At 67.7% G+C, this 17,914-nt stretch carries 13 protein-coding genes; 8 read left to right on the top strand and 5 right to left on the bottom strand.

The window, feature by feature from the left end:
• Positions 1-837 precede the first annotated feature (837 nt).
• The 3 genes from Acor_RS39700 to Acor_RS39710 all read left to right on the top strand — a co-directional run bounded on the left by Acor_RS39700 (position 838) and on the right by Acor_RS39710 (position 3,679).
• On the top strand, positions 838-1,059 hold the full coding sequence (locus Acor_RS39700) for a hypothetical protein (RefSeq protein ID WP_155341931.1): 222 nt from the start codon (positions 838-840) through the stop codon (positions 1,057-1,059).
• A gap of 26 nt (positions 1,060-1,085) precedes the next feature.
• The gene (locus Acor_RS39705; RefSeq protein WP_246239797.1) at positions 1,086-2,057 is read left to right on the top strand and encodes an IS3 family transposase; all 972 of its coding nucleotides are present in this window, start codon (positions 1,086-1,088) and stop codon (positions 2,055-2,057) included.
• A gap of 368 nt (positions 2,058-2,425) precedes the next feature.
• A complete protein-coding gene (locus Acor_RS39710; protein WP_155341933.1) occupies positions 2,426-3,679 on the top strand; it encodes a hypothetical protein in 1,254 nt (417 codons plus the stop codon).
• A gap of 225 nt (positions 3,680-3,904) precedes the next feature.
• Here Acor_RS39710 and mobF read toward each other — a convergent pair whose 3' ends face one another.
• Entirely contained in the window at positions 3,905-8,056 is a 4,152-nt protein-coding gene (gene mobF / locus Acor_RS39715) for a MobF family relaxase (protein ID WP_170317334.1), read from the bottom strand.
• 207 nt (positions 8,057-8,263) lie between these two features.
• On the opposite strand from mobF, the gene Acor_RS39720 reads away from it, so the two are divergent.
• From Acor_RS39720 to Acor_RS39735, 4 genes are all read left to right on the top strand, one after another.
• On the top strand, positions 8,264-8,899 hold the full coding sequence (locus Acor_RS39720) for a TnsA-like heteromeric transposase endonuclease subunit (RefSeq protein WP_218034792.1): 636 nt from the start codon (positions 8,264-8,266) through the stop codon (positions 8,897-8,899).
• A 163-nt stretch (positions 8,900-9,062) separates the two neighbouring features.
• Positions 9,063-11,075 (top strand): integrase, encoded by a 2,013-nt coding sequence (locus Acor_RS39725; RefSeq protein WP_246239799.1) that lies wholly within the window; start codon positions 9,063-9,065, stop codon positions 11,073-11,075.
• Positions 11,072-12,160, top strand: coding sequence for an AAA family ATPase (locus Acor_RS39730; protein ID WP_155341936.1), 1,089 nt, complete (start codon positions 11,072-11,074; stop codon positions 12,158-12,160). Before Acor_RS39725 ends, Acor_RS39730 begins: the two co-directional genes overlap by 4 nt.
• Positions 12,160-13,275 carry a TniQ family protein gene (locus tag Acor_RS39735; protein WP_155341937.1) on the top strand — a complete coding sequence of 372 codons (1,116 nt, stop codon included), beginning with the start codon at positions 12,160-12,162 and terminating at the stop codon, positions 13,273-13,275. Before Acor_RS39730 ends, Acor_RS39735 begins: the two co-directional genes overlap by 1 nt.
• A 460-nt stretch (positions 13,276-13,735) precedes the next feature.
• Here Acor_RS39735 and Acor_RS39740 read toward each other — a convergent pair whose 3' ends face one another.
• The 3 genes from Acor_RS39740 to Acor_RS39750 form a co-directional block, all read right to left on the bottom strand.
• Positions 13,736-14,245: a PP2C family protein-serine/threonine phosphatase gene (locus Acor_RS39740; protein WP_155341938.1), complete on the bottom strand. Its 510-nt coding sequence runs from the start codon at positions 14,243-14,245 to the stop codon at positions 13,736-13,738.
• 170 nt (positions 14,246-14,415) lie between these two features.
• Positions 14,416-15,435: a DUF3558 domain-containing protein gene (locus tag Acor_RS39745; protein ID WP_170317335.1), complete on the bottom strand. Its 1,020-nt coding sequence runs from the start codon at positions 15,433-15,435 to the stop codon at positions 14,416-14,418.
• 579 nt (positions 15,436-16,014) lie between these two features.
• Positions 16,015-16,251, bottom strand: coding sequence for a hypothetical protein (locus Acor_RS39750; protein ID WP_155341940.1), 237 nt, complete (start codon positions 16,249-16,251; stop codon positions 16,015-16,017).
• A 522-nt stretch (positions 16,252-16,773) separates the two neighbouring features.
• Between Acor_RS39750 and Acor_RS39755 the strand changes: the two genes are divergently transcribed.
• On the top strand, positions 16,774-17,142 hold the full coding sequence (locus tag Acor_RS39755; protein WP_155341941.1) for a hypothetical protein: 369 nt from the start codon (positions 16,774-16,776) through the stop codon (positions 17,140-17,142).
• Here Acor_RS39755 and Acor_RS42895 read toward each other — a convergent pair.
• On the bottom strand, positions 17,132-17,374 hold the full coding sequence (locus Acor_RS42895) for a hypothetical protein (RefSeq protein ID WP_174876262.1): 243 nt from the start codon (positions 17,372-17,374) through the stop codon (positions 17,132-17,134). The two genes, Acor_RS39755 and Acor_RS42895, sit on opposite strands and share 11 nt — an antisense overlap.
• Positions 17,375-17,914 lie beyond the last annotated feature (540 nt).

Genomic DNA, 17,914 nt, shown 5'->3' on the forward strand with positions numbered 1-17,914 from the left:
AGCCCTTCGTTGATCACATAGGTCTGCATGCGCGTATCCCCCACCTCTCTTTGTCCAGCCTAACGATCACAAGTTTGGCGCACGAGACTGACAATTTCTGGACCGGTAGAACACCATGAAGGTTCGTTGCCCGGCGCTCCGTGAGGGCAAGGTCGGATAAACAGCGACATTCCCGAACCAGACGAGTACGTCGGGCGCACCCCGCTGCGGCGCAAGAAAAGGTCGATACTTGGCGTCCCACACGCCGCGCGGCCACGGCTGCGTAAGAGCGATCCGAGCGAAGACCAGACAGGAGAGTAAACATGATCGCCATGGCCCGGACTTGAGCGCTCTGGGGCTCGGCAATTGACCCGTTCTGATGTACCCCGGCCCAACCTCAGTTACGAGCCATGGGCCTGGACGGAACTGGAGGGCGGAAACTCCTTGTGGCATTTGAAGCACGACACGACGGCCAGGGGCTTCTCGAACACGACGCCGGAGACCCCGTGGGAGCCTTCAATCTGGTAGGAGCCGCATGACGGGCACGGATACGGCGTGAAGGGTTCCTCTCCTCTCAGGCAGTACCACAGGTCGGCTTCAACGGGCGCGGCCTCGGCCCGATCAATCTTGGCGTCGTCATTGACGCCCCGGAGTCGCTCACAATGGTGTCGGCGCTGCCGCAACTGGGGCAGTGCACCTCGGGGTAGCCGGCCATGCTCGTCTCCCATTCCTGGTCTAGGCATCGTTGCTGATCATGGCCATGATGCTTGGTCCGGAGAGCTGTTGCCAGCTGACTAGAAAAGACACGGCGGGACGATCGAGTACAACCACTCATGCACGCTGACGCGTGGAGAGCCGTTGTTCCGCCTTCGGCTGGTCGTTCCTCCCGCCTCGCCGCTGATCTGGGTCGGGTTCCGGCCCGGGGTCCTGCGGGATCTTCACGACGTCGAGGCCGGCGGCGCGGGCGCGCATGGACTGGCTCGTAAGGACGCGGCGCTGGATCTGGTGGGAAAAGCACACGCGCTCTTGGAGACGCTCTCCGAGAGCGCGGGCATCAAACCGCCGTCGAAGCGGCGATAGGCCAGGTCTTCGACGAGGTCGAAGCGTTGACCTCGACCAGCGCGGCATGTCGGCTGCTGGGCAAGTCGCGGGCCACCCTGTACCGCGAGCGGTCACGTCCGGCCGGTCCGCGCCGCAGGCCCGGCCCGATCGGCGCTCCGGCCAACGCGCTCACTCCCGCCGAACGGGCCGAGATCCTCGCGGTGCTCACCGAACCGCGCTTCGCCGACAAGGCGGTCGCGCAGATCTGGGCCGAACTCTTGGACGAGGGCATCTACCTGGCCTCACAGTCGACCATGTACCGCATCATGCGGCAGGAGAACCTGGTGCGTGAGCGGCGCCGGCTGGCCGCCCACCCGGCCAAGGTCAGACCCGGACTCGTGGCCACACGGCCGAACGACGTGTGGAGCTGGGACATCACACGCCTGCCCGGCCCCGCCCGGGGCACCTGGTACCAGCTGTATGTGATGCTGGACATCTTCAGCCGCTACCCGGTCGGCTGGCGGCTGGAAGAGGTCGAGGACGCCGCCCTCGCCGAGGAGTGGATGGCCGGCCTGATCGCCCTGCACGGCCGCCCCGGCGCGATCCACGCCGACCGCGGACCGTCGATGACCTCCAAGAACGTCGCCCAACTCCTGGTCGACCTCGGGGTGCAGCGCTCGCACTCGCAGCCGCGCGTGTCCAACGACAACCCGTACTCAGAAGCACAGTTCAAGACGCTCAAGTACCGTTTCGACTTCCCCGGGTGCTTCGAGTCGATCGAGCACGCTCGCGGGTTCTGCGAGGACTTCTTCGACTACTACCGGCATGAGCATCGTCATTCCGGGCTGGGGCTGCACACCCCGGCATCGGTCTACTTCGGCCAGGCCGAGCAGATCCAGCGGCAGCGGGCCAACGTCCTGGCCGCGGTCTACGCGGCCAATCCCGGCCGGTTCGGCAGTCCGCCGACTCCGCCGCCACTCCCGATGGCCGCGTGGATCAACCCACCGACCCCACAAGCGCTCATAGCGTCCAAATAATAAGAAACTGTCTCAAAGATCTTGACAGGTACCGGTACACCGCGCCCATATCAAGGACAAGACGCAGTACGGCAAGGCCGGTTGGTCCCACTTTGCCGCGCCCTCTCTGGGTCAGCAGGGGTATGAAGGAACCGTAGGGACCGATTATTTTCGTCCCATAGCCCCATTGTTGTGCGGACGCTTTTGATCGCGCGGCAGTTGACTGCACGCTTGGTTGGTGGGGCATGCGAGAACTCAACCAGCCGACCGTCCAGACGGGGATGGCACCTTCCGACCGAGTTTTCGGCGAACGGTGAAGCCTGCGGTCCGCACTCCTCGGGCTACCGGGATCTACGTGTTTTGTCGGTAAGATCGGCCAGGATGGGCGTGTGACCGAAGTCCTGTTTAGCCAGTACGACCTGCATCAGACCCTCAGGACCACCTCGGCCAAGGTTGAGGGCCTGGTAGCTCAGTGGGATGCCGACGCCTTCCTCAAAGCGTCCGAGCACGACCTGATCGACATGCTTGTGGAGGAAGGCAGCGTCCGCTGTCCTCAGCTGCTGCGCGACCAGGCATGGATGCCGGAGATGACCGAGGTCGACATGGAAGTCCACGACCGCCACTTCGGCTATACGGCGACCCGTCGCGTACCGCTGTTCACGCTGGTCGTCCCCTACACCGGAGAGAAGGACGTCTTTTACTGCCGCCCGTCGAGCTGGACCTCGGTCGTGCCGGAAGTGCAGTCGCTCAACGCCAGGGAGCTCCGGCTGGAGGTGACCGGGCAGTTCACCGACCCTGCCCAGCTCAGCAGCCGCTTTACTCAAGAACTCGACCTGATCGATCAGTACCTGGCCTGGTGCCGTGAGGAGATCGACCGGCACAACGCCGCCCTGCCGGCTTTCGTCACCGGTCTGGTGTCGGCGCGCAAGCAGAAGCTGCTGGACGGCCGGAACCTCCAGTCGCAGATCGGGTTCCCCGTCCGGCGCCGTTCCGACGCCAGCACCTACAGCATCCCGGTCACTCGCAGGACGGTATCCCCGCAGCGGCTGCCCCGGCCCGGCTCTGGCGACGGGGAGCCGTTCGTGCCCGAGCCCGCGCTCAGTGACGCCGACTATGAGGCCGCCCTCCACGTACTGGACGCCCAGCGCAACGCCCTGGAGCGCACTCCGTCGGTCGCGGCCGGAATGGATGAGGAGACCATTCGCAACCTCCTGCTGGTCAGCCTCAACGCCCAGTTCAAGGGGACGGCCGCCGGGGAACTGTTCAACGGCGACGGCAAGACCGACATTCTCATCCGCGAACGCGACCGCAACGTGTTCATCGGCGAATGCAAGGTGTGGGACGGCGCCCAGACCGTCACCGACGCCCTCGACCAGCTGCTCGGCTACCTGGTGTGGCGCGACACCAAGGCCGCCCTGCTGATGTTCATCCGGACCAAGGACGTGACGGCGACCGTCCAGTCCGCCACAGCCGCCATCGAAGCCCATCCCAACTACAAACGACGCGGTACCCACGACACCGACGGCCGCATCGATGTCGTGATGCATGCCAACGGCGACCCCGACCGCGAGATCAAGCTCGCGTTCCTGCCGTTCTCCCTGCCTCGTGACGCCACCAGCCGCTTCGCCAAAGTCAAGCGTTGACCGGCCCGCAGAACAACCCGTCCCCGACCCATTCACAGCCTCGGACTCCCGAAGCCCCCGGCAGGGTGCAAAGCAACTGTCCATGATCGGCTTGAGCAGGCGACATCAAGGACCCCAAGAAAGTCGTTCGCTGTGGGTCTGTGTCCGCCCCCGTCGTTCCTCACAATGCGTGTCGGACCATCGGGCGCACGGAGGGCGGATCGTCGAATCCCCACTGCTGGACCGTCAGCGGCCGAACCCTCGACCGGGGCCGCCCTGGCGAGGGAGCGCTGGCGGCACGTACGCAGCCGGGGTACGGCTGCGGCCGGTCCGTCTGGCACCCAGGATCTCGCGGCCGGCACCGGCTCGCGCGCTGGCCTTTTCCGCCTGCTCGCGCCGTGCGGCCTGTTCCTGTTCCCGTCGGCCGGGGTCCAGCCCGGCCCGACGGGCCTGCTCGTCGACGGCGGCCTGGTGGTGGCGGGCGGCGGTGTCTCGACGGGCCTGGGTCGCCTGAACGACCTGGTCGGCGGTCGTGACGTCGGCGGCCCGCGCGGCGCGGCGGGTTGAGTCTATGTCGCGAGTCAGGCTGTCGTGCTGGGCGCGCACCATGTGCCAGGTGGCAGCGGGCGGGGCCTGGGCTGCGCTGGACTGGGCGACCTCGGCGAGCGCGGGCTCAGCCTTGCTGACCGGCTCGGTGGTGCGGGCGAGTTCGCCGAGGCCGCGCTCGATGGCCGGCAGCTCAACCTCTTCCAGTTGGCGGCGGCGGGCCCCGTGGCTGGGACGCCAGGAGGTCAGCCCTTCCAGTTCGCCGGTCAACTGCCGGTGCCGGGCACGCAGTTGCTCGGCCTGGCGGCGGGCGGTGGTGATGGCGGCGCGGGCCTGGGCCCAGCGGGCGGCGTCGGTCTCGGCCCGCTCTATCGCCCCGACCTGATCGCTCAGCCTCTCTACCTTGGCGTTCAGGGCGCGTTCGGCGCGGCCGCCACCATGCTCGGCGGTACGGGCCAAGGCGATCCGCGAGCCTGCCAGCTCAGCGTGGACAGTCTGGAGCTCGGCGGTCAGGCGGCGGATGCGGGCGGCCAGCTGTTGATCGTCGACCAGGCCCAGCCCGTGCGGGACGCGGGTGAGGGACGACGGCAGGTTGGCGCGGCGTATGGTGTCCAGAATCGCGTCCCGTTCCTCGGGCTCTGTGTGCTGGTCGCCGTATGCCGCCCGATCCGGATCGCGGGAGGGTAGGCCAGGCACGTTCAGGTGCTCGTGGACGGGCGTGGCGATCGGGTCGGGTTCGGGAGTGAGCAGCCGGTCGGCGCGGTCGCCTTCCAGGGTGGCGGCGTAGGCGGCCAGGGCGCGCTGCAGTTCTTCGGCGTGGTTCCGGGCATGGCCGTGGCGGGCCCGGTCGGCGTCGGTTTCCAGAAGGTCGCGGGGGAGGTAGAGGCGGGCGGTCTGCCGGTCCCGCGCCATCGACGCGTACAGGGTGTGCGGGTCCAGGCCCAGCCCGTAGATCAGGGTCTGCTCAGCGGTCAGCCCTTGGGCGGCCGCCACGGTCATCGCGGTGCCGTGGGTCAAGCCGCCGGCCGCGATGTAGTCGGGGCTGACCCACGCGCGGACGAGGCGCGCGCCATCCGCCGTACGGGAACGCCATTCGACCTCTACCCGCCGGTCAGCGCCAATGGCGGTGATACAGCCCCGGTATCCGTTCAGCACGTCCAAGCCCTCACCGCGCTTGGCCCGATAGTCGTTCTTACGCACCCGGACGTGGTCACCAACCGCCAACGCCAGCATCTTGCCGCCAGGGAGAAGGTACAAGCGGTCGGGTCCATCCAGCTCGCCACGGGCGCGGCGCATTGCGCGGGCGGCTGCATTAAGTCGATCGGTGGCCTCGTTAGTGCCCGCGAGCATCAGCACCTCGGCGAGCTCGTCGTGGACACGTTCGGCGTCCTGCTGCGCGAACTCCGCTGGCCGGGGTTCAGCGGAGATTCCGGGTTCGACGGGATGGTAGGGCCGTCGGGCATTGGTCCAGTCGGCCAGCATCGCGGCCAGAGTGTCGACAGCGTCCCTTCCGGCGTGCACACGACCGCCTGTCCCCCAGGTGTGTAAGGCCTCGCGACGGTTCCCGGTCCGCCACAGCTCCAGCGCGGCGCGTTCGATGGGATCGCGCTGGCGACGGTTCTCAGTTAGCAGAACGCCATCGACCTGGCGGTGAATGGCAGCGAACCCGCCGCCCACGCCGACCGCGCGCAACTGCACCGGGTCGCCGATCAGCACGAGTTTGGTGCCGGTACGGCCAGCCTCGGTGAGTAGGACGGCCAGCTCGCGGTCGTCGACCATGGCGGCTTCGTCGACCACGAGGACGTCGACGCCGGTCAGGCCAGGCCCGTCCTGGATGCGGGCCAGCCAGGAGGCGATGGTGGTGGCGTGGATGCCGGATTCGCCGTACAGATTGGCGGCCGCCACAGCGGCGGTCGCGGCGCCTCCCACGACCAGGCCGCGCGAGGACCAGGCGGTGCGCGCGGCCGCCATGATGGTCGTCTTCCCGGCCCCGGCCACGCCGATCACGGCCTCGACACCATGCCCGCCGGTCAGCAGCCGTTCCAAGACGGCCCGCTGCTCATCCGACAGGGTCAGGTTTCTGCCGGTCTCGTAGACAGTGATCGCCAGGCGGGCGGCCTCAGCGTCCACTGTCGCCCAGCCAGCCCCGTACCGATCCCGCGTGGCCGTCAGGATGGTTCCTTCAGCGTCCAGGATGTCCTGGCTGGTGTAGCGGGTGGAGTTGGCCAGGTGCGTGGCTCCGGATGCCGGGCGGCGTACGGCCGGGGCCAGCGCGAGCACCTGGTCGGTCAGCGTCTCGGCGTCGGCCAGGCCCCCGACACCGTCCGGGCAGGCGTCGATCACGGCCGCCACCACATCGGCCCTCGACACCTCTTTGGCGTGGGCGGTCAGCCCGCCGTCTGGGCGCCAGATCCACGCCGCGATCTCCTCCACCGCCGGGCGCTCCGGAAGCACGGGGCCGGGCCCGCTCGGGCCGGGCAGTCCGGCTGGGCCGGTGCCCGGGTCGCGGCAGGCGTCAACCAGGGCGTGGCCGTCGATACCGGCGGCGGCCAGTTGGGCGTGCCAGTCGGCGGCCAAGCCCTGCTCGGGGGCCGTGTTTTTGGCTTGGCGGCTTTGGGTGGAGGCGAGTTTGCGGGCCTGGCCGCTGGCCTGGTCGTAGGCGATGCCCAGACGGGCCAGGGTGGCGCGGACCTGGCTGTCTCTCTTGGAGAACAGGGCGCGCACGCCAGCGGGGATGGCCTGGATCTCCCAGGCTCCGGTGTCGGGGTCGCGGGCCCAGGTGATGCCGTGGGTCTGGGTGAGTTCGCGCCTTAATCGGGCCTTGAGCAAGGCGTCAGCGGCGTGGGCGTGCCGGTAGATGTCGCGGCCGCCAGCCCCGATGGCCGACCACTTGCCGTCCTCGCGGCCGCGTACCAGGTTGGCGATCACGACGTGGGCGTGCAGGTGCGGGTCGGGGGCGGCATCGCCGACCGGGCGGGCGGTGTCGTGCCACATCACCCAGCCCAGCAGCCCGGTGGACTCGGCGCGCTTGGCGAGCTGGCCGTCGCCTTGGTGGCCGCGCTGCCCGTAGGCGGCCCACTGCTCGACGGCGGCCACGGTCTCGATGACGGCCTCGGCGAAGGTCTCCTTGATGGCGGCGGCGAAGTCCGGGGCCGACAGAGTGGCCAGGCCGTGCAAGCCGGACAGGCTCTTGGTGACGTCCAGGGTCAGGTCGTATCCGCGGTTGCCGACCCGCACCGTGGCATTCCGCCAGCGGCAGGCCAGCGCGAGCTCCTCGACCGAGTACAGGGCGGCCAGATCCAACCCAGCCGCGTCGGCTAGGCGTTCCGCGTCGCGGATCGGCAGCCGGTGGGCCTCTCCTTGGCGGGCCACACCCCGAGCTAAGCGGGTCGCGCGCTTGGCCAGTGCCGGTTGGTCGGCCAGCAGCGCCGCTACCCCGCCATCCAGGGTTCGTAGGACGGCGGCCGTCTCCAGGGCCTGCAGCAGGGGAACCGCGCCGAGTTTGGCGCGCGGGTCGACGGCGCGTTTGGGGGCCAGCAGGACCTGGCCGGTGCTCGGGTCGACGCCCTTCATGATGGCGCGAGCGGCGTCGTGTTGGTCGGGAGTCAGTGTGGTCAGCGGGGTGATGCCGACCTCGTGCAGGCCCTGGCCGATCCACATCAAGCCTCGGTCGCCGGCCATCCGGTAGGCGACCTGACCGTCCGCGCGCACGCCGGAGTGGTCGTGTTCGGCACCGGGGGCAAGCTTGGCGTGGCGATCCTGATCGCGGACCTCGTGACCGCACCCGGCGCCCTCCTGCAGGCGGTACTCGACCTGTTCCTGAGAGGGCCCGATCACACTGACCCACGCCACCGACCCGACCCTCCTCCCTCGATCCATACCCCCGCCGATCTTGATCGGCGTATCGAGATACCTTGGTCCATCTTTGAATCGATCTTGTAAGAGATTATGACATGTTGTGTCAATTTTTGTCCGGTGCAGATCATCTCTTCAGCGTTCGGACTTTGATTTCAGCGGATCTTGCAACGTTCGGATTGAGTCTTCAGTACGGTGCGCTGTGTGCCTGGGTTGTCTGTGGTGCAGGGTGGGGCCGTCCAGCCGGTTGCTGACTTCGAGTTCGCGTACGTGACGGCGGATGGGACCGAGGTCCGGCGAGAACTCGGGGAGGCGTGGGCGGCTCCGTTGGAGACGGGGCGGCCGGTCCGCAAGTTCCGTCCGTACAAGGGGCAGAGGCATCTGCCGGGTGAGTGGTGGTCTGCGACAGACGGTCGCCTGGTGGGGTTCGAGTCGTGGCTGGAACGCGATCATGTGATGTTGCTGGACTTCGACGCTTCGGTGGTGGGGATCGCCTCGCAGCCGTTCTGGCTGTTCTGGGTGAGCGCGGAGGGCAAGGCCCGCTCGCACGCGCCGGACTATTTCGCGCGGCGGCGGGACGGGTCGGGGGTGGTGATCGATTGCCGTCCGGTGCGGTTGCGCAAGCCTCGTGACGTGGTGGCGTTCGAGGCGACCAGGCAGGCATGTGAGGCGGTCGGTTGGGAATACCGGCTGGTTGGCTCTCCAGAGGAGATCCTGGTCCGCAACGTTCGGTGGATCTCAGGCTCCCGCCACCCTCGCCACCACGATGAGGAGATCGCAGGGAGACTGCTGGCGAGGTTCGCCGGCGGGCCCCGTTGCTGGCGGGAGCGAGTGCGGTAGGTGACCCGATCGCGGTGCTGCCGAGGTTGTTTCATCTGCTGTGGTCGCGTGAGCTGGTCGTGGATCTGGCGGTGCCGTTGCACATGTCGGCGATCGTGTCGCTTCCGGAGGTGGCATGACCGGCCGCGGTGTGTCTCGGCCGGTGCTTCGGCTCGGCGATTGGGTGCAGTTCGATGATGAGGAGTATCAGGTGGTCGCGCTGGCCGGGACGTCGGTCCGGCTGAGGTCTGCGGGCGGCGCGGAGATGGTGGTGCTGCTGCCGCACCTGCTCGGCTCGCCGGGGTTCGCGTTGGTCGATGGAGAGCCCTTCCCCGAGCTGGAGCCGGTCGGGTTGCTCAGCGGCCTGCCCGCGGAGGTTCTCGCCGCGGCGAAGCAGTGGGAACGCCACATCGTGGAGGTGGTGACCGGACTGCCGCCAGGCGCGGAACCTGGAGTGGTGCCTCGGCCGGAATACGACCCGGCGACGCGGACGGTCAACGAGCGGGCCACGGCCAAAGCGAACGAGTTGGGGGTCACGTCTCGGACGGTTTTCATCCGGCGGCGCCGTTACATCGAGCAGGGTCTGTGGGGGCTGGTCGACCGGCGGATGGCGCGGGAGTGGCAGGCGACCGGGCGGGTGGATGCCAGGGTCGTGCAGGCCGTCCGGGATGCGCTGGAGGGTGAGACGCAGGCCTCGACCGGGACGCGGTCCAAGTTGATCTGGAAGGTCACCAAGGCGCTGGAGAGGGACTACGGGCCGGGGGTGGTGCCGTTGCCGGGCAAGACGACGTTCTACCGGGTGATCGACGTGCTTTCGACGGGTCGTCACTCCTTCGGGTCGGCGGTGACCCGGCGGCAGTTGGCGAACCGGCCGGATGGCACGTTCACGCCGACGATCGCCGACCGGCCGGGCGAGCAGGTGCAGATCGACTCGACCCCGCTGGATGTGATGGTGCTGCTGGAGTCGGGGGTGGCGGTTCGCGCGGATCTGACGATCGCGGTTGATGTCGCGACCCGGACCATCTGCGCGGCGGTGCTGCGGCCGGTGGGCACCAAGGCGGTGGACGCCGCGTTGCTGCTGGCCCGGATGTTGGTGCCGGAGCCGATGCGGCCGGGCTGGTCGGATTCGTTGCGGATGTCGGCGTCGCTGCTGCCGCACGGGCGGTTGATGAGTATCGACGCGCGAATGGAGGTGGCGGCGGCGAAGCCGGTGATCGTCCCGGACGGGGTGGTCATCGACGGCGGGAAGGTGTTCATCTCTGACACCTTCATGCGGGCCTGTGACCGGCTGGGGATCTCGGTTCAGAAAGCACGCCCGCGGACCCCGACGGACAAAGCGATCGTGGAGGCGACTTTTCCGTCGATCAACAGCCAGTTCACCCAGTTCCTGGCGGGCCATACCGGATCCAAGACCGATCGGCGCGGACACCACGTCGAGGGGCAGGCGGTCTGGACGGTCCCGGAGTTGCAGGATCTGCTGGATGAGTGGCTCATCTGCGGGTGGCAACATCGGCCACACGACGCGCTGCGTGATCCGTTCTTCCCCCAGCGGATGATGTCGCCGAATGAGAAGTACAGCGCCCTGGTCGCCGCCTGCGGGTATCTGCCGCTCGTCCTGGCGGGGGAGGACTATCTGGAACTGCTGCCGGTCCGGTGGAAGACGATCAACGCCTACGGGATCACCGACAACTACCGCACCTACAACTGCGATGAGCTTGGACCGCACCGCCGCGAGCATTCGGGGATCGTGGAGAAGAAGGGATTGTGGGAGGTCCACTACGACCCCTACGACCTGTCTCAGGTGTTCGTGCGCACCAAGGCCGCCTGGATCACCGTTCCCTGGACGCACCGGGCGATGGTGAGCGGCCCGTTCGCGGACTTCACCTGGAACCATGCCCGCCGCGAGAGCGCCGCCCGGGGCTTGGACGACACCAACGAGACCGCGGTCGCCCGAGTCCTGGACGAGCTGCTGACCCGTGCCCACCACGGCCCCGCACGCGATCCCGCCGAACGGCGGGATCGGCGGATCGTCGCGCGCACCAAGGTCGCGGCCGCCACCCATCAGCCGCCCTCCCGCACCCCCGACAAGCAAGACGAACCTGCTGGTGAACAGGACGCCGCCGAGTCCCCGAAGGTGTCGCCGGTGATCCCGTTCGGGATCTTCGACGCCCAGGCCGAAGCCGAAGGGTGGCTATGACCCCCGCCCGCCCCGACCTCGACGTCGCCTCCTGGCTGCAGGATGAGGTCCCGCCGGACAATCCGCTGACGACCAAGGAGGGATGGGCCGAGTTCGCCTTGCGCCACGTCGAGCCGCCAGTGCTGCTCCCGCCCGAGCAGCTGCTGGCGCTGACGCCCGCGCTGCGGGACGCCGACACAGACAAGCGCAAGAGCTACCACGCGGACCTGCCGCTGGTGAACACCCCGATCATCAAGCGGCTGCTGGGCACGGGCAGGTTGCTGATCCAGCTGAACCGCAAGCAGATCTCCGCCCGACGCGGCGGCATCGTCAGCGGCGCCTCGGGCACCGGGAAGACCACCGCGCTCACCCAGCTCGGCCGCGCGCACGGGCTCGCGATCCGTAAACGCTATCCGGACGCGCACCGGATCCCGGTCCTCTACGTGACGGTCCCGCCGGCCGCGACCCCGCGCATGCTGGCGGTCGAGTTCGCCCGGTTCTTCGGCCTGGAGTTCACCTCCCGAGCGAACCTGACCGACATCATCAACGCGGTCTGCCACCTCGCCGCCCATACCCACGTCGACCTGGTCCTGGTGGACGAGATCCACAATATTTCGCTCGCGACGCGCACCGGCGCGGAGACCTCCGACCAGCTGAAGTACTTCGCCGAGCGGATCGGCGCGACGTTCTTCCTGGCCGGGGTCGAAGTCGAAGCCCAAGGCTTGTTCTCCGGGCCGCGCGGCAGGCAGATCGCGGGACGGTTCACCGTCATCCCCTCCGCCCAGTTCGCCTACGGCACCGCCCAGCAGCGCGAAGACTGGAACGCCCTGATCGCCACGTTGGAGACGATGCTGCGGCTGCACGAGCACGCCCCGGGCACCTTGGCGAACATGGCCGAGGACCTCTTCCAGCGCAGCGGCGGCTCGATCGGCAGCCTCTCCCAGCTGATCCGCGGCGCGGCGATCCTGGCTATCGAGGGCGGCACCGAGCAGATCACCGGGGACCTTCTCGATCTGGTCCCGGTCGACTTCGCCGCCCACACCGCCTACACCACGGCCAAGACCCGGGGAAAGAAAAAGTACACCCCCGCCGCCGAGGCGATCTGATGCTGCGGCGTCTGCCGATCACCGCCCCGCCCGCCACCGGTGAAACCGTCAAGTCCTACCTGCAGCGGCTCGCCGCCCTCAACGGCGTCGACTATCCCGAAATCTGGGACTGGGTCAGCGAACCCGAGGTCCCCGGCAAACCCCGCCGGATCGTCGTCGGGCCGCGCCTGGCCGACCTGACGGGCTACCCCGCCGACCGGCTCGGCCAAGCTCTGCCCGAACTCCGCAAGGGCCTGGACTGGCAACTGTTGCGCGACACCCCGCAGCACCCTTGCCCGCAATGCGCCGCCCGCCACCCCGGCGGCCAGGTCATACGCCTGTTCGCCCTGCACCACTACGCCTGCCGCCGCCACGGCTACTGGATCGGCCCGCCCGATATCGGCGAAGGCCCCCACCTGCCATATTTGGCCGGACTTCCCGAAGTGCTGCAAGCTCAACGCCGACACAACCGGCTCGTCCGCGAGCGCGGCCCGGTCGCCGCGTTCGACGGGATCATCCACGCTTTCCGGGTCCTCACCGGGATCTGGCGGTTAGGCCCCGCAGAAACTCACGGCACCAGTGACTGGTGGCACTGGGACCGGCGGGTCGACCTGCTCATCCCCAAGAACCAAGCCAGAGAGCTGTTCAGCCACTCACGCTGCTACGCCGCCCTCTATCCCGAAGCCGTCACCATCGCCGCACTGCTCACCACACCGTTCTGGCGGACCAAAGCCACCTTCCCGTTCGGCGACGCCGACACCGACGACCGCTGGGACTTCACCGCGGAGTTCGGGCGGCGGATCGGCATCGAGGAGTACTACCCCGACGATCCCAACCACCCTGTCCACCTCTGGGCCGACCACCACGCCTCCCAACCCCCGATGGGACCCGCCAAAGTCTTCCTCGACCGTCGCCGTCACACCTCCGACGGCACCGCGAAGACCGACCAGCGCCTCATCGACGGCCACCACAAATCCGCCGCGATCTTCGCCAAACGACGATTCGCGGCCAACGCCCTCACCTACCACCACCACACCATGGCCCCGGTCATCGACACCTACCTCCCCAGACCAGGCCCCTACGCCCGCCAACGCACCCGACTCGCTGCCGAAGCTGCCGCACCGGCGAACCCCTGACCGGCCAGAAGTGGAAGATCATTTGTCATCGGGGCGATGACATAATCGTCATCCAAGCGATGATGTTCGGTCTCGTTCGACCTGAGGTGCGTCTCGCCGATCACGAGGCATCCGCTCGGATGCCTCAGATAGGTGAGACGGCAATCTCCTGAACTGGCCCCGTCCGCTCGACCGCTCGCAACCGAAACGGGGATCTGCCTCATGATCAGCGAGACGGCATTGGCGGGGTGTCTCATCCAACCTGAGGCACCGCAGGCCGGAGCCATTCCGTACCTCAAGTTCAACGAGACAGGACAGATGACGCCCGGCGGGGGGCTCCGACTCGCCGGCAGGCGACGCAACTCCCCGCGCCTTCCGTCGCGTGAGACCTCGCGGCGGCCGCCACGACGAAACCGATCCCTTGTCAGCCGGGGCGCGATCCGGATCAGGCCCCAAAGAGCCGTTCCCCCGATGCTTTCCCCTATCGGGCGGCCAGGATGACGGCCGTCGCGTCATCACGGGTCCCGCCCTCGTCGGCCTCGGCGGCGGCGACAAGCGCGTCAGCGAGCGCCTGGGGGTCGGCGTGGTGGTCGCGTACCAGAGCCTCCAGGACCGCGTGCGCGACCTGGTCGTGCACGCCGTCACTGGTGAGCAACACCAGCTCGCCAGCGGGCAGGACGACCTCGTACGCGGTGGCGGGCGTGGCACGGGACAGCGACACCCGCAGCCAGTGATCGTGACTCTCGGCGACCTCCAGCGGGATGCCGCCGGACTGGCGCAGCTGCTGCCCCACGGTGTGGTCGGTGGTGTACTGGCGCAGCGCCTGGCCGTCGAAGGCGTAGGCGCGGCAGTCGCCCACCCACGCCACCACCGTCTCCGCGTCCGGGCCTGTCACCGCGACCACAGCCACCGCGTCCGGGGTGCCGTCGTCGGCGCCGGGATCGGCCACCAGGAGCGCGGCGGTCAGCAGGCCGGCCAGCGCGCCCCGCACCGCCCGATCCGCACCGAGCAGCCGGGCAATGGAGGAGACGGTGTTCTCCGGCCGGGTGAGCAGGTCGGGTTGCCAGGCTGGTGTTGATCGAACTCAGCCCGATGCGCGGGCCGCATTTGGAGGGCCAGCATGCCGCTGTTCCGGCGGTGGGAGATAGCGGGCGGATGTCTTCAATCCGACGGCTCGGGGAGGCGGGCGAGGACCTTGGGGGCCAGCTCCTGGGCGAGGGAGCATAGCTCCCGTCTCGATGACTCGCCGGTGACTCCCACTGAGACCACCTCGGTACGGCCCTTGACGCTCGGCCCGGCCTCGCCGTACTCGACGTCGACCGCGCAGCTCGGCAGGCTGGGCCCGAGCAGAGCGTTGTCCGCGACGGCGGAGCTGTAGTTCACCGTCGCGGGGCGTCCCCTGACCGTGAGCGGGCGCCCCTCCAGCGGGTCGTCGAGGTGCTGGAAGAAGACGTACAGGTGCGGTTCGTCGATGTTCCTGCCGCCCCAGGTGCAGCTCTGGCCGGTGAAATCGGCGTGCCGCTTTCCGGGGTCGATGTCCGGGACGCGCGCCGCCTCGCTCTCCTTGACCAGCTCGCACGCGTCCTGGTTCGCCAGCGAGTCGGGGGCGTGGCGGGCGGAGGGAAGATCGCCGGACTTGAGCAGGCGGATGACGTCATCGGCGGCGGCGTCGGCGATCCGGCAGGCGCGAGAGCCCGACTCGTCTCCGTAGACGCCGATCGCGACCGTCGCGATCCGTTCCCGCAGCACCACGTCCCGCGTGCAGTCCTTGCTGCCGGTGAGCTCGCTGACGCCCTCGCTCTCGTAGACGGTGACGCCGTCCCGGAGCACGGGCGTCGGTGCGGGATCGCCCACCGACACCTCGCTCGGTCCGGCCTGCAGGTCCACGAAGACCGAGACGAACTCGTCGTTCGGTCCGTCGAGCAGGATGTCACACTGGCCGTAGCTGATCCCCTTGTCATACTTGACCTTCCCGAACTCCGTCAGCACGTTCTCGTCGATCAGCTTGCAAGGGTCGGCGCCCCGCAATTCCTCCGGGGTGACGGACAGGGAGACTGTGCTGGGTGCGGATCGTGTGGAGTCGGCCGAGGCGTCAGCAGGAGCGTCCGAAGACGCGTTTTCCTGTGCGGAGCATCCCGCGGCGAACAGCGCGATGGCCAACGCCGCCGCCGATAACTTCACCGTAGTACGGCCGAGCCAACCCCCGAATGCTGCCGTGTGCGCATCAGAACTGCCCCGTGTGCCCGGGAGTGTGCGCCAACCATGAGTCCCACGCCCGCACCGACCTGTGTCGGCCGGCGCCTGCCGGTCGACAGTTGAGCGTTCGTAGCGTGCCCGTCTGCCCGCTGCGTTCATCCGCGTCCTCCTTCGCTCCCGCCGGATACGTTTGCTCAGGCAGTGCCACAAGTCTTTGTAGGGCATGCCGTGGACGTCGGCGAGTCGCGCGACGTAGGAGGTAAGTGTCTCCTGGTGGGGCGGGGCGGACCGTGACGGGCAGTCATCGTAGGAGCGGCCTCACGTGCTGGCTCCCCTGGTGCGTTTCGCGCTGCTCGTGCCGCTGGGGCGCGTTTCAGCTGCGTGATCGAGGCGGATCGCGTCAGGCCCTCCTTATACGAGGGCCAGCCACCTATCTGTGAGCGGGTGCTCGAGGCTCTAATGATCTTCCTGCATAACGCGAGCCAAACCCCGATTATGTTGGCCCGATTCATGCCTGAAAATCCCTTATTGGCGGAGGATCTGAAAGTCGGCCCGCACACGCATCTACTCGTGCGTGATCATAATGACGGCCTTCGTCCCCCGGACCGCCAGCACCTCGAAGTTGACGTCGTTGATGGTGCCGGGGCCGCCTTGGTCCGGCGTCTGCCCGACTATGCTCATCTGCGCGCCGGACGCCGAGACCGAGTAGAAGGTGACCGACTCGTCTTCGACTGTGATCTCGACCGGCGACAGGCCCCACTTGTCGTCCAGCGTAATGACCTGACCGTCCGAAACGAGCACCTCACAATTCGCGTCCCGGCACGCCCGGAGCTTTGTGCCGTTCCTGGCTTTGGGGAGTGACGTCGCCCGCGGCGGCAGGGGAGTCGATGGCGGAGAGCTTGCCGCAGGAGACGAGGGCGCCGGAGCGGCCGACGACCTCATGGGGGCGGCGGGTGAGGCCGTTTGTTTCGCTGCGGAGCCGCAGCCGGTGAGCAACCCGAAAACGCCCACAGCGCCCGTCAGTATCACCCGGTTGGTCGGTCTGCCCGGCATCTCATCCCCTTGCGCGCGACAACGTCAGGCACCAATATCATGCCAAAGCTTCGGGACCTCTCCCGTCGCAATGAGGTTTTCTCGGTGAAATTGATCCGGGCAGCAGGGATGATTTCGGGTCGATTCGGGTGATAGTCGTACTTGGCGGAAACTCCCGAAACAGGCATGGAGCCCCCGGTAGGACACGGCCGGGTCGGCTGAAACTCGTCGAGAAACCTCAATGTCGATAGAACGCCGCATACCTGTCGAAAGGGAAAAATCATGCATAGGATGGCCATTACCGCCCTGACCCTCGCGTGCGCCGTGGTCGTGACGCCCGCGGTGGCCGCTGCCCCGGCCACCGCCACCGCCAAACCCACCTATCGCGCCTGCTACGACGGGAAATGTCAGTTCACCTTCTCCGATTCCGTCAGCTTTCGCATCTCCAAGAAGCGTTACGGCTTTTCGAGGGTGTACGTGTCGAAGGAGTACGTCGGCGGCGTGTTCAACGCGGACATGGTCGTGGTGCAGGGACCTGGCATCACCTCTTCCCTGGGCGAAGGCGGTCGAGGAGACATGCGCCGAAACGGCAAGAACACACTTTCTTTCCGCGTACTGGCCATCACGAGCCAAGGGGCCACGATCCGTTTCACCGGATGACCCCCGAGCGTTTACGGGCCAGGTCTTCGCGTGGGGCAGACCAGGGGCGGCAATCAACAATTACGCCCGTTCCGTTTCGCCGCCGGACGAAGTAGTCCGGCGCGTTGGAGCGCGACTTACCGTCCTCCGTCGCCCAGAAAAGCCAGAACGGCTGGGAGGCGATGCCGGTCACCGTGGGGTCGAAGTCGAGCAGCATGACGTGGTCGCGCTCCAGCCACGATTCGTAACCCACCTGGCTCTTGCGTGGTAGCCGACCACCAGTCGCCTGATAGATGCTTCTGGCCTTTATACGAGACGAACCGGCGCACCGGCAGCGCATCCTCCACCGCTATCAACCCCATGTCGGCCAGCGCCAGCCGGGCCTGCGCGCCACTCGAAGCCGCGTACTCGACCTCGAAGTCACTCACTAAGACGGGCTCATCATCGGACAACAGAACGATCATAGCTGTCATCTTCCCCTGTCAGAGCTCTCCTGTCGCAGGGTTAGTGCGGACGTCGCACGATCGATCGCAGAGTAGGTCCGGATGTCGCAAGGTTCACGCGGACACGACAGTTCCGTCCGTACAAGGGGCAGAGGCATCTGCCGGGCCCGGTCACGCACGACATCACACCGAAACTGAAAAGTAGGTCCGAACAAATCAAGACCGCCCGGCTCAGATCTACTTTTCAACTCTCAGTTCATCGCCGGGGCAACGGAGGTCTTCTTTCACACCGGACAATTTTCGGTAGATGTTCGGATCTCGTCACAGACCATGCTGAGTAGATCCTGCAG

The organism is Acrocarpospora corrugata (assembly GCF_009687845.1).
In the GTDB taxonomy this organism is placed as follows: Bacteria; Actinomycetota; Actinomycetes; order Streptosporangiales; family Streptosporangiaceae; genus Acrocarpospora; species Acrocarpospora corrugata.